This window comes from Veillonella sp. VA142 (assembly GCF_003992135.1).
In the GTDB taxonomy this organism is placed as follows: Bacteria; Bacillota; Negativicutes; order Veillonellales; family Veillonellaceae; genus F0422.
On record NZ_RQVN01000020.1, the window covers coordinates 1 to 13,531 of the forward strand.

The 13,531-nt window shown below is 39.0% G+C and carries 8 protein-coding genes and 1 riboswitch; of the genes, 7 read left to right on the forward strand and 1 reads right to left on the reverse strand.

What is annotated here, in order from left to right; genetic code table 11:
* Positions 1-337 precede the first annotated feature (337 nt).
* Both EO117_RS07390 and alr read left to right on the forward strand, forming a co-directional pair.
* Positions 338-1,633 carry an SLC13 family permease gene (locus EO117_RS07390; protein WP_126939835.1) on the forward strand — a complete coding sequence of 432 codons (1,296 nt, stop codon included), beginning with the start codon at positions 338-340 and terminating at the stop codon, positions 1,631-1,633.
* A 425-nt stretch (positions 1,634-2,058) separates the two neighbouring features.
* Positions 2,059-3,168 carry an alanine racemase gene (gene alr, locus EO117_RS07395; RefSeq protein ID WP_126939836.1) on the forward strand — a complete coding sequence of 370 codons (1,110 nt, stop codon included), beginning with the start codon at positions 2,059-2,061 and terminating at the stop codon, positions 3,166-3,168.
* A gap of 242 nt (positions 3,169-3,410) precedes the next feature.
* Here the strand turns inward: alr and metF are convergent, their stop codons facing one another.
* Positions 3,411-4,292, reverse strand: coding sequence for a methylenetetrahydrofolate reductase [NAD(P)H] (gene metF, locus EO117_RS07400; RefSeq protein ID WP_126939837.1), 882 nt, complete (start codon positions 4,290-4,292; stop codon positions 3,411-3,413).
* Between the two features lie 341 nt (positions 4,293-4,633).
* On the opposite strand from metF, the gene EO117_RS07405 reads away from it, so the two are divergent.
* The 5 genes from EO117_RS07405 to scpA all read left to right on the forward strand — a co-directional run bounded on the left by EO117_RS07405 (position 4,634) and on the right by scpA (position 13,510).
* On the forward strand, positions 4,634-5,794 hold the full coding sequence (locus EO117_RS07405) for a M20 family metallopeptidase (RefSeq protein ID WP_126939838.1): 1,161 nt from the start codon (positions 4,634-4,636) through the stop codon (positions 5,792-5,794).
* A gap of 34 nt (positions 5,795-5,828) precedes the next feature.
* The gene (dcuC, locus tag EO117_RS07410; RefSeq protein ID WP_126939839.1) at positions 5,829-7,190 is read left to right on the forward strand and encodes a C4-dicarboxylate transporter DcuC; all 1,362 of its coding nucleotides are present in this window, start codon (positions 5,829-5,831) and stop codon (positions 7,188-7,190) included.
* A gap of 259 nt (positions 7,191-7,449) precedes the next feature.
* On the forward strand, positions 7,450-8,385 hold the full coding sequence (locus EO117_RS07415; protein WP_126939840.1) for a LysR family transcriptional regulator: 936 nt from the start codon (positions 7,450-7,452) through the stop codon (positions 8,383-8,385).
* Between the two features lie 280 nt (positions 8,386-8,665).
* Positions 8,666-8,842: riboswitch (cobalamin riboswitch) on the forward strand.
* Between the two features lie 309 nt (positions 8,843-9,151).
* On the forward strand, positions 9,152-11,326 hold the full coding sequence (locus EO117_RS07420) for a methylmalonyl-CoA mutase family protein (protein ID WP_126939841.1): 2,175 nt from the start codon (positions 9,152-9,154) through the stop codon (positions 11,324-11,326).
* Positions 11,327-13,510, forward strand: a complete 2,184-nt coding sequence (scpA, locus tag EO117_RS07425) for a methylmalonyl-CoA mutase (RefSeq protein ID WP_126939842.1) — start codon at positions 11,327-11,329, stop codon at positions 13,508-13,510. It begins immediately after the preceding gene.
* Positions 13,511-13,531: the final 21 nt, after the last annotated feature.

Consider the following 13,531-nt stretch of genomic DNA (forward strand, 5'->3'; position numbering starts at 1 on the left):
ATATGTCTATTTTATTGCAACAAAAAAATGTTGGTGACTACTCTCATATGAGTAGCCCCAACATTTATTATAGAGCCTTTTTATCATCACCGCACTCCTATTAGGTGAAGAGCGAAAATCTAAATGGTTTCAAAAACGAAAAACATATAGCTTTTTTCTCCGCCGTGGCCTACTTGGAGAGTGGCTGCATTTTGGATACCCTTGTACAGTAGAAGGGTATGGAGTAGCGGCGATTATGTTATTTCTTATTGGCCTATCTTCCTATATTATATGCGCTTATTTTTAGCGCGTTTTGCGGCTAATAAGGAATGTATCCCTTAGGGAGGAGTTGATTCTTATGGATCCGGCTGTACAAACCTTAATTGTCCTTGGTGTAATGGCATTATTATTTGTAACAGAAATTATTCCACTGGCAATTACTTCTATTGGTGGTGCTATGGCACTTGGTTTATTAGGTGTTATTCCAATGAAACAAGTATTTAGTGGTTTATCCGATAGTACAGTAGTTTTATTTGCAGGTATGTTTATTATTGGTGCTGCGTTATTCCATACTGGTTTAGCACAAAAAATTGGTATTTCCGTTGTTAATAAAGCAGGTAAAAGTGAAAATGGTCTTATGATTGCTTTAATGCTTGTAACAGCAGGTATGTCCTCTGTGCTTTCTAACACCGGTACGGCAGCAGCGCTATTGCCAGTAGTTATTGGTATTTGTGCATCTGCTAAAATTCCAGCATCCCGTCAATTGATGCCTATGGCATTTGCGGCAGGGATTGGTGGTATCATCACATTAGTAGGTACACCTCCTAATATCATCATTAATGGTGCATTAGGCCAAGCTAAACTACCTCAATTCGGTTTCTTTGAATTTGCATGGATTGGTATTCCTTTAACAGTTGCATTTATGATCTACATGGTAACGATTGGTAAACATTTCTTACCTAAGCATGATGGTAATGCAGATGCTGAAGTAGAACAAGAAGTGGATGCTAGTGAAATTTCTAATGATCCTAAAAAAATGTGGTACTCTGGTATCATTTTATTAGGTGTTGTATTATTCATGGCATTGTCTGATCCATTGAAAAGCATTGGTATTAATGTTCCTCTTCATGTAGCCGCTATCGTAGGTGCTATTTTAGCCGTACTAGCAGGTTGCTTGAAAGAGAAACAAGCATATCAATCTATAGATTGGGTAACTATTTTCCTATTTGCTGGTATGATGCCAGTAGCAGCTGCTATGAATGATTCTGGTGCTGGTAAAATGATTGCCAATGCGGTAGTAAGTATCATGGGCGATAATCCAAGTCCTTATTTTGCAACAGCTGTATTATTTATCTTATCTTGTGTATTAACACAATTTATGTCCAATACAGCATCTTGTGCATTGTTAGCGCCAATTGGTATCTCTATTGCCCAAGCGATGGGTGCAAGCCCTCATGCAGTACTTATGGCGATTGGCGTTGCCGCATCCTGTGCATTCGCTACACCTGTAGGTACACCACCTAATACAATCGTATTAACACCTGGTAATTACAAATTTATGGACTATGTGAAAGCAGGTACTCCATTAATCGTGGTTTGCTTTATCGTAAGTCTTATTATCATTCCAATGGTATGGCCTTTCAATATGCCATAATTTACTATATGTTAGTTAGGTATACTTTACAATTACATAGGTAATAGATAAGGACTGACGCAGAATCTTGTTAGTAAGAGGCTGTAGTCAGTCCTTTTGTTGGTATGTAATCTATCATACATTGGGACTACGTAAATAAGAAAGTACGCTATTATATACTTATATTAGATTACACTGCAATTTTTATAATTCTTAGAAGAAAATATTTTATTAACTAGAGAATTTGATTCTATTTAGGTGTATAATAATATAGTATATGTAGTATGCTATAATAGTGTATTCAGAATTGATTGGTTATACTTTAATAGCAAGGTAGATTCATAGTGCAATTTATAAACATGTTAGAATGAAATGTATTGAGCAATGTTTTAGTATACAGTAACAAATACAATAATTTCTATGCGTAAGAATAAGAAGGTGAATGTGTGAGACCTACATATGTAGAAATTGATACAGCACAAATACGATGTAATTTACGAAAAATTAAGGATTGTTTACCAGAGTGGTGTACGAGTACTGCAGTGGTGAAAGCGAATGCCTATGGACATGGTAGTGTTATGGTAGGACGTATTGCCGTAGAAGAAGGCTATGAGTCGCTAGCCGTAGCCTTTCCAGAAGAGGCAATTCCTCTGCGTGAAGCCGGTATTACGGTACCCATTTATCTATTGGGGTTGACATTACCACAATCTTTTGATTTAGTGATAGAAGGACATTCTAGACCGGCTATTTGTGAATCCACAGATTTAGAAGCATTAAATGAATGTGCTCGTAGACATGAAACAATTGTGGAGTGTGCCATTGCTGTAGATACAGGCATGCATCGTATTGGAAGCAAACCAGAGGATGTATTGGCATTTTTAGAAAAGGTAGAATCCTATGAATATTTACGAGTGGATGGCTTTTTCTCACATTTGGCGAATGGTGATGCAGCAGATCAAAGTCATGCTAACTTTCAGGTGGAACAGTTCCGTAAAGTAGTGAACATTATTCGTGCTCATCGGGATGAAACATATCGTTTTTCTTTAGCAAATAGTGCAGGATTGTTAGCGGTAAAGGATAGTCTATTTAATGATGCTCGACCAGGTATTATTCAATATGGAATTATGCCATCTATGGATGTACCAAACCGACTGGGGTTGAAACCGGCTTTGAGCCTATATAGTAAAGTAGTACATGTACAACATTTACCGAAAGGATCGTCTATCGGCTATGGTAGTACGTACACAACAATGACTGAGGAAACGATTGCTACTATACCCGTGGGATATGCTGATGGGTATCCTAGGGCATTGTCTAATAAAGGTTCCGTACTGATTCACGGCATACGTTGTCCTATTGTAGGGCGCATCTGTATGGATCAATTTATGGTGAAAGTTCCAAGTCATATTACCGTGACTCCAGGAGATGCTGTTGTGCTACTAGGACAACAAGGACAAGAGAGTATTACAGCTCTTGAGTTGGCATATTTGGTGGGAACTATTCCTTACGAAATATTCTGTAACTTTTCAGAACGAGTGCCAAGACATTATATTTAGAGGATATCAGCGAAGGAAAGTTGATGCGTTTTTATCAACTTTCTTTTTTTGTTTAAATGATGTCTTGTGGTCGTATTTATCCTATAACTCTCGTGTTTGTACAACACATCTATTATGGTAAGTCTAACATATATAAAAAGAATGTCTTACTTAGCTTCTACTGAAGAAAAGGAAACTAGGTAGGACATTCTTAGTATAAATTGTATGTATATTATACGTGTTATAGGTTAGATAGATGGTTCTTATTTGCTTTCATAAATAGGAGAGCTAAATAAAGAACGAGCTGTATTTTCGATATATAAAGCAGTATTAGACTGGTTCATTGTATATAAATGTATGCCAGATACACCTTCTGTCACAAGATCTACAATTTGGTTTAACGCATAGGCAAGGCCAGCATCACGAAGAGCGATTGGATCGTGCTCATATCTGTCTAAGATAGCTTTGAATTTGCGAGGAATAGCGGTAGCATTGCTTGTTAATAAACGCAAGGCTTGGTTACGGTTTATAATAGGCATAACTCCTGCTAAAATCGGCACATCAATACATGCCAGTGCGCATTTTTCTTGGAAGTCGTAGAATACATTGTTATCTAAGAAAAATTGTGTTACCAATAACTCACAGCCGGCATCTACCTTTTCTTTTAAGAATTTAATGTCTTGTATTTGGTTGGGTGAATCTGGATGGACCTCGGGATAACAGGCACCAGAAATCTGAAAATGTGGGGCATATTCTTTAACAAAATGAACAAGCTCTGTAGAATATTTAAAATCACCTACAGGAGGTAGGTCCTCTAAGATATCACCACGAAGAGCCAATAATTTATGAATCCCTAGCTCATCGAGTCTATCTATGACAGACTTTACTTGGTCTTTAGATAAGTAAATAGCGGGTAAATGGGCTTTAGTAGGAATGTGTAAAGTATTTTGCACATAATTGGACAACTTAATAGTTGTTTCCTCGATATTACGCTGTTTATTGCTACATGTAACAGAGATGAACTCTGGTTTTAAGCTTTTTAATTCGTCTAAGACAGTGATGATTTTTTCATCTCCTACTTGTGTGTTAGGAGGAAATATTTCATAAGACAATGTTGGTCGTTTTTGTTGTATAATTTCGCTCATGGCTGGATCCTTTCTACTAATCAAACATGGTCTTATAATACCAATTTTTTGTTATATAAACCAATTCTTAATATATATAGTATGTTATAGATAAAAGCTATAAAAATGTAATGAAAGTTTGAGTCTAGGGATATGCATATGAAATTGGCATAGAGAAAATAGGAGAATCATATGCTACATGTATTGGAACTTTCAGTATAAATCTATATAATAAAAGTATTCGAAATACTGTTATTGCCAGTTAGTTATAGCAGGACTTTCAGAAGAAGAGAAAAATGAGTGGATGTAATTCCTGTAGGCATAGAGTTGTGCATGTATATTGTGCAAGAAAGGAGAAAGTGATGAGTCAATTACTAGAAGAAATTGAATCCTTGCGAGGATCCATGAAAACATTAAATGATTTTTTCTTCGACCATCCAGAACTAGGGAATGAAGAGTTTTTAGCCCATGGTAAATTAACAGATTTACTGGAAAGCGAAGGGTTTACTGTAGACCGTGAAGTGAGTGGTTTACAAACCGCATTTCGTGCTGTGTACCATGTGCATGGAGGAGGGCCGAAAATTGGGCTTCTCTGCGAATATGATGCCTTAGAAGGCTTAGGTCATGCGTGTGGGCATAACTTACAAGGTCCTTCCATCTGTGCAGCAGCTATTGGTTTACGTCGTACCTTGCAAGTGCCAGCTACATTAGTGGTGTATGGAACGCCAGCAGAAGAAACAGCATCTGGTAAGCTAGTAATGGTCAAAGAAGGCGTTTTTGACGATTTAGACGTGGCTTTCATGATGCACGGCAGTGATTCTACAACGGTAGATGGCAAGTCCTTGGCGCTTAACTTGGTGAATATTAAATTCCATGGTAAATCGGCTCATGCAGCGATTGCTCCAGAAAAAGGCATCAGTGCGTTGGATGCAGTGTTGTTATTCTTTAATGGCATCGAATATCTTCGGGAGCATGTACCTACAGAAGTGCGTATGCATGGGATTATTACAGATGGTGGTAAGGCAGCGAATATCGTTCCAGATTATGCGTGTACACAGTGGTATATTCGATCTTCTAGTCGCACTCGTTTAGATGAAGTGGTAGAGCGCGTGAAACAAGTGGCGCAAGGGGCTGCCTTGCAAGTGGGTGCTACTATGGAATGGGACGAAGTAAAAGCCTATGATAATAAGGTAAATGTGCAAAGCTTGAATGATTTACTCTTAAAGAATGCAGAACAAGTGGGGGCTCCAGATATTTCTGAACCGCGAAAGGTAACTGGTTCTACTGATTTTTCCAGTGTTACTTTCCGCGTACCAGGAGCTTGTTTACGGGTTAAATTTGTAGGTAGAGGAGTGTCTAGTCATTCTCAGGAATGGCTAGATAATGGGAAAAGTCAATTAGCAGAGAATGCCATTATGTACGGAGCTAAAGGTATTGCTCTCACGGTAGAGGAAATTCTCACTACACCTGGACTATTGGCTCAGATTCAAGAAGACTTTCAACAGTCGAAGGCAAATTATTAATTAGCCTATTTTTATAGGTAAAGGAGAAGTAGTTATGAATTTATTGCTGTGCGCTATTGTAATTTTGGGCGTAGGTACATTGGTGATTAAAAAATTTAAGGCACAAACAGTATTGCTGTTAGGTGGTTTAATTATGATGCTAGGAGCGTATTTCCTTGGCTATACAACGGAGTTCGTAGAGGCGAAAAAAGGAACAGGTATGATGTTCTTTGATGCCTTTGAGTGGATTAATAATACTACTGCAAAGGATGCAGCAGGTCTGGGTCTCATGATTATGACATGTACTGGCTTTGCTAAATATATGGATCATATCGGTGCGAGCTCTCGCTTGGTCACAACTGCGATTAAACCATTGCAAGCGATGAAAGCTCCCTACTTGGTATTATCTTTAACATTCTTATTGAATATGTTCATGTCGTTGGTGATTCCTAGCGCGTCTGGTCTAGCTATGTTAATGATGGTCACCATTTTCCCTATCTTGGTGCGTTTAGGTGTAAGTCCAGTAGGTGCAGCGGCAGCAGTAGCCACTGGTCATTTGTTAGACATTGGGCCAGCCTCTGCGACAAGCCTATTAGTATCTAAAACAGTGGGCTTAGGGGTAGAAGAATACTTCGTTGGATATCAATTGAAGGTATATATTATCAGTGGTATTGTGACAGCTATTGCGCATTATATTTGGCAACAATATATGGATAAAAAATCCGGTCATATTCCGTCCGAAGCGGTACATACAGAACCACAAGAAAAAGTAGATGTAGGACCTCTTGCGTACTTAGTACTGCCATTCTTGCCACTTGTATTTATGTTAGGATTTAGTCAATATGGTATTGCCGGCATTAAGATGAATGTAAACTTGGCCATGTTCTTAAGCTTATTCATTGCCATGGTATTTGAATTAATTCGCTTGCGGGATTTCCGAAAAGTAGCTGCGTCTATCCAAACGTTCTTTAAAGGTATGGGCGATCAGTTTACCAATACTGTAACTTTGATTGTGGCAGGAGAAACCTTTGCGTTCGGTTTGACATCTTTGGGAATTGTAAATGAGTTTGTAACATTCATTAAAACCTTCTCTATTCAAGCGGATATGGTAGGCGTTATTGTATCTGTGATTATCTTAGTATTGAGTATTGTTATGGGATCTGGTGTAGCATCCATGTTTGCATTCTCACCATTAGTGCCAAACTTTGCTAAAGAGTTAGGTGGTAATGCGATTACGATGCTATTAGGTATGCAAAATGCGGCATCGGTAGGACGGTTGTTAAGCCCAATTAGTGCGGTTATGATTGCTGTAGCGGGTGTGGCGAATATTTCTAGCTTTGATTTAGTAAAACGAACTGCAGTGCCAGTATTAATTACTTTCATTACCTCTACGATTTGTATTTTAATATTCCATTAATTGGTAAAGTGACATAAGCTAGAGATTATCAATAATTCCTAAGCATTTGATAGAAATTAAATATTGACGATATGTGGTATTTTATGTATCATAAGTGTACAAGATTCATATTCCCTTGGTATATGACGTGTGGAGTCGTTAACAACATGAAGTACCTAACGTGTAAGTATTCATATCTTACTCGTTAGGTTTTTCATTCCTATAAAAGTAATGAACAATAGATGAATTTCATATATAGATATAGAAAAGGCCAATACAGATGAGAATACAACAATTACAATATTTAGAGAAAATTGCAGAAAAGGGATCTATTAATGAAGCGGCTAAGGAATTATATTTATCCCAACCTAGCTTATCTAATGCAGTTAAAGAACTAGAACACGAAATGGGTGTTCAACTATTGTTGCGTACGAAATCAGGGGTAACCTTAACCCATGATGGACGCGAATTTATGATTTATGCTCGACAAGTACTAGATCAAATTCAATTGTTAGAAGAACGCTATAAATCTAATACAAAACGAAAAGAACACTTCTTTATTTCTGCTCAGCATTATGCCTTTGTGGTGCATGCTTTTGTTGAGCTTATTAAAAGTGTAGATACTGATGAATATCAATTTGGGTTACGCGAAACGGAAACGCAAAATATTTTTGAAGATTTAGCAACCTTTAAAAGTGAATTGGGTATTTTGTACTTGAATAATTTTAATCGTCAAGTAATGGAGAAATTATTTAAAGAGTACAAGCTTACATTCTATCCATTGTTTGAAGCAGAACCACATGTATTTTTATGTCGAGAACATCCCTTGGCGAACCAAGAAAAAATTACATTGGAAGAATTAGAGGACTTCCCTTACTTGTGCTATGACCAAGGAGAAGATAATTCCTTCTATTTTTCAGAGGAAATTCTAAGTACTTTGGACAGAAAAATGACCATAAAAGTATCTGACCGTGCTACTATTTTTAATTTAATGGTTGGGTTAAACGGATATACAATTAGTTCTGGTATTTTGAGCCGTGAGTTAAATGATGATAAGATCATTGCTGTACCTTTAGATGTAGAAGATACGATGACTATGGGGTACTTGATGCCACATATGCTGGAACCAAGCCCTATTGCAAAAAAATATTTGAAACTGTTGAAAGAACATATTCGTAACTATGGTTTTGAAGTGATAGAGTGGAAAAAGAAATAAGCTTTTGTAATAGAATAGAAGTAATAGAACAGAGGTATGCTGCTGTAGGCGTATCTCTGTTTTATATTGAGAATAAATATAAATCATACAATAAATAACTAGCGGTAATAAATTGGGGGGGGGGATCTTATGAAATGGATGCCGATTATTATATTAATAAGATTGTAAAATGCGCTCTATGCATCTTATGATAACTAGAAATTATGTCAACGTGAAAGGTTGTTATAGTCTATAAATGCCGTTCTATTCTTTCATAAAACAGTTTATAATCAAGGTATAACTTTATATTCGCCTTACTGGTGCCGCAAGGCTTAATAGGGAAGCTTGGTGAAAAGCCAACACGGTCCCGCCGCTGTAAAGGGGAGCGAAACTTCATGTAACGTCACTGGGAAACTGGGAAGGCGAAGCGTAGCGAAGATCCTGAGTCAGAAGAACTGCCGTAAGAAGCATGTCGTTAGATCCGCGAGAGACGGGTAGAGATGGTTTTGCGCTAAGTGCATACGCTAAATCATAACCTACCGTTTTCCATCGAAAACGGTTTTTCTTTTATGAAGGGTAGTTATATCTTTCAGTAAAAGACTAGGTAGGGTGATGAGTTATAGGGTTGGGTAGGGTATACCCAGTTTCTAATTGTTTATTATATTTTTATGAGAGCTGCAACGATTACATAAGCTATTAGAATCTCTATGATGAGGCAAATCTCACTAGAAAATTGGTTTGAGTAAGGGAACGTATGCCTATGTGGTCAGAGAAAGGAAGCTAGACTATGGGACAAGACAAGCATCATGAACCACAAGTTCACGAAGAACAGTTTGAGCTACCAGATGTATCGTTTGATGAGTTTTCTATCCCTACCTATGAGGAGTGGAAAACGACGGTAGAAGGTATCTTGAAAGGGAAAGATTTCCAAAAAAGTATGTATACAAAAACATACGAAGGAATTACTTTACAACCAATGTATTGGTTGAGCGACCAAGAAGGATTGACTCAAAACTTGACATATCCTGGTCGTGATAGCAATTTACGGGGTGCGAAAGCTAGTGGATATATCCATACACCTTGGACAATTGCACAACGTTGTGACGGAAAAACAATTGCTGACATGCATGACATGTTACAATTTGAATTACATAAAGGTAGCACAGCTATCAGTTTCACACTGGATAGTGCTACACGGAAAGGACAGGATGCTACGAAAGCTGACCCTAAGGATGTGGCTGATGTAGGGGTATCTTTGTCCACTGTAGAAGAAGTGGAAGCTTTATTAAAAGGCATGGACTTAACTACAAAAGAATTAGATGTTCGTACAGGTGCTAGTAGCGTATGCTGGGCGGCTGCATTACATGCACTTTGCGAATCCCGAGGGGTGGATGTGAAATCCTTGTCCGGTATGATTGGGGCAGATCCAATTGGTACACTGGCACAAGATGGATATTTACCACGCCCTATGGATGAATATTTTGACGATATGGCACATACCATTGCTTGGGCATCTGCACATGCACCACAATTGCGTACAGTGTTGGTAGATACAGATGTATACCATAATGGCGGTGGTAATGACGTACAAGAATTGGGCTTTGCTATGTCTACTGCTGTTACATATTTACGTGCTATGGAACGCCGTGGCATTGACGTCAACACATTTGCGAAACAAATCCGTTTCCATGTGAGCGTAGGTGCAAATTTCTTCATGGAAATTGCTAAGCTACGTGCTATTAAAATGGTGTGGGCTCAAATTATTGAACACTGTGGTGGCGATGAAGAAGCGAAGAAGATTAACTTATTCGTAAGTACATCTCACTTTACACAAACTGTATTTGATCCATATGTAAACTTATTACGTGCTGGTTCTCAATCCTTCTCCGCAGTGGTAGGCGGTATGGATGGTATGTTTGTAAGGCCTCTTGATAACTGTATTCGTCCAAGTGATGAATTCTCTCGCCGTATTGCTCGTAACATCCAAATCATGGAGCAACAAGAGTTCAACTTCATTCAACCAGTGGACCCAGCAGGTGGTAGCTGGTACTTAGAACCATTGACACAAGAATTAACAGAAAAATCTTGGGCTCTATTCCAGGAATTAGAAGGCAAAGGTGGTATTTTAGAAACATTAGTATCTGGCGAAACGCAAGAAGCCGTGGATGCTATTTTACAAAGCCGCTTTAAAAACTTGGCAACTCGTAAAGATCGTGCTGTTGGTAGTAACATGTATCCAAATATGACAGAAGAATTACTAGAAGTACCAGTGGTAGATTTTGAGGGCTTACGCCAAGCTCGTGTAGCAGCGTTAGCTAATGTAGGCACTGCTGATGCAGCTACATTAGCACTTAAAAAATTACAAGAATCTGATTTCAGTGAACTAGGTTCTTTGGTGAGTGCAGCCTATACTGCATTAGTAGCGGGAGCTAGCTTTGGACAAGTTTTTGAAGCCTTAGCAGATGGCAGTGAAGGTATCACTGTGAAAGCAATTCTATCTCATCGTTGGACAGAACAATACGAAGAATTGCGTATGCGCACTGAAAACTTCAAAGAAACACATAATGGAGACAATGTTAAAATCTTCTTGGCTAACATGGGTCCGATTCCTCAACATAAAGCGAGAGCCGATTTCGTTACTTCTTTCATGCAAGTAGCTGAATTTGATGTGCTTACAAATGATGGATTCCCAACTGTAGACGAAGCAGTAGCAGCTGCTTTAGCATCGAATGCAGATGTGACAATCGTATGTTCCACTGACGATACATACCCAGAATTGGCACCAGCAGTGACAAAAGCAATCAAAGCCGCTCGCCCAGCTATGGAAGTATTCTTGGCAGGGGCTCCATCTCCAGAGTTGAAAGAACTTTGCGATGCAGTAGGCATGGATGATTATATTAGTGTACGCTCCAATTGCTATCAAACATTATTAGCAATGCAACGCGAGAAAGGAATGATGTAGATGATTCCGGATTTTAGAAATATTCCTTTTACAGCTGCTAGCCCAAAAGCATCCGATTTAGATGCATGGAAAGAGCAATTACAAGCTGAAACGGGCAAGTCCTATGATGACAACTTCATTCGTACTATGGAACAAATCGATGTGGGTCCTGTGTATGATGCCTCTATTTATGATCAATGTAACCATTTACAATACGTAGCAGGTATTCCTCCGTATCTTCGTGGACCCTATGGTACGATGTATGTACAACGTCCTTGGACCGTACGTCAGTACGCTGGTTTCTCCACAGCAGAAGAATCCAATGCCTTTTACCGTCGTAACTTAGCGGCTGGTCAAAAAGGGTTATCCATCGCTTTCGATTTGGCGACTCACCGTGGCTATGACTCTGACCACCCTCGCGTAGTCGGTGACGTTGGTAAAGCAGGTGTTGCGGTTGACTCTATTCTAGATATGGAAATCTTGTTCTCGGGTATTCCATTGGACCAAATGTCTGTATCTATGACAATGAATGGCGCCGTATTACCCGTTATGGCCTTCTATATCTTAGCCGGTGAAGAACAAGGTGTAGATAAATCTGTTATGGCAGGTACGATCCAAAATGATATCTTGAAAGAGTTCATGGTGCGTAATACTTACATTTATCCACCAGCAGCATCCATGCGTATCATCGGTGATATCTTTGCTTACACATCTAAATACATGCCTAAATTCAATAGTATTTCCATTTCCGGTTACCACATGCAAGAAGCAGGTGCTACAGCAGATATTGAATTAGGTTACACATTGGCCGATGGTTTAGAATACTTGCGTACAGGTGTGGCAGCGGGTCTTACTGTTGACCAATTCGCACCGCGCTTATCCTTCTTCTGGGCGATGGGCAAAAACTATTTCATGGAAATCGCTAAAATGCGTGCAGGCCGTATGTTATGGGCTAAAATTGTTAAATCCTTTGGCCCAAAAAATGTTAAATCTATGGCATTACGTACGCACTCCCAAACATCTGGTTGGTCTTTAACAGAACAAGATCCATTCAATAATATCACTCGTACATGTATCGAAGCGATGGCAGCAGCCTTGGGTCATACCCAATCCCTGCATACGAATGCTCTTGATGAAGCGATTGCATTGCCAACAGACTTCTCGGCTCGTATTGCTCGTAATACGCAATTGTATATCCAAGATGAAACTAATGTATGTAAAGTTATCGACCCATGGGGCGGTTCTTACTATGTAGAATTTTTGACAAACCAATTGATCCGTAAGGCTTGGGCTCATATTCAAGAAGTGGAAGCCTTGGGTGGTATGTCTAAAGCGATTGATACAGGTCTTCCAAAAATGCGTATTGAAGAAGCTGCAGCACGTCGTCAGGCACACATTGACTCTGGCAGTGAAAAAATTGTCGGCGTTAACTACTTACGCCTTGATAAAGAAGATCCATTAGATATCTTAGAAGTCGATAATACAGCCGTACGTTTAGCGCAGATAGAACGATTGAAAACCTTGCGTGCTAATCGTGATAATGACAAAGTACGCAGTTGTTTGGATGCCATTACAAAAGCGATGGAAACAGGAGAAGGAAACTTGCTTGAATTAGCCGTAGAAGCAGCTCGTGTTCGTGCCTCTAAAGGTGAAATTTCTGATGCAGTAGAAAAAGTATGTGGCCGTCATAAAGCAATCATTCGCTCTATTTCTGGTGTATATAGTAGCGAATTTAGCGATGATGACGTCATCACAGAAGTACGCAGCATGACTGAAAAATTTGAAGAGAAACATGGTCGCCGTCCTCGTATTTTCGTAGCGAAAATGGGTCAAGATGGTCACGACCGAGGAGCTAAGGTAATTTCTACAGCTTTCGCAGATATGGGCTATGACGTAGATATTGGACCTTTATTCCAAACTCCAGAAGAAGCAGCGAAAGATGCCGTAGATAATGACGTACATATCGTAGGTATGAGTTCCTTAGCAGCAGGTCATAAAACATTAATGCCTCAATTATGTGAAGAACTTAAAAAATTAGGCCGTGAAGATATTATGGTTGTTATCGGTGGCGTTATTCCAGCTCAAGATTATGATTATCTCTATGAGCATGGTGCAGCAGCTATCTTTGGACCTGGTACGATTATTCCAGTGTGTGCTAAAAAAGTTCTTGAGTTATTAGAAGAACGCTTAGAAGAGGAAGAATAATCGATCATATTCGAATCGGTG

Coding starts and splice junctions, on each gene's coding strand:
- scpA (WP_126939842.1), top strand. CDS start 11,327: ATGATTCCGGATTTTAGAAATATTCCTTTTACAGCTGCTAGCCCAAAA.
- EO117_RS07405 (WP_126939838.1), top strand. CDS start 4,634: ATGAGTCAATTACTAGAAGAAATTGAATCCTTGCGAGGATCCATGAAA.
- EO117_RS07415 (WP_126939840.1), top strand. CDS start 7,450: ATGAGAATACAACAATTACAATATTTAGAGAAAATTGCAGAAAAGGGA.
- EO117_RS07420 (WP_126939841.1), top strand. CDS start 9,152: ATGGGACAAGACAAGCATCATGAACCACAAGTTCACGAAGAACAGTTT.
- dcuC (WP_126939839.1), top strand. CDS start 5,829: ATGAATTTATTGCTGTGCGCTATTGTAATTTTGGGCGTAGGTACATTG.
- metF (WP_126939837.1), bottom strand. CDS start 4,292: ATGAGCGAAATTATACAACAAAAACGACCAACATTGTCTTATGAAATA.
- EO117_RS07390 (WP_126939835.1), top strand. CDS start 338: ATGGATCCGGCTGTACAAACCTTAATTGTCCTTGGTGTAATGGCATTA.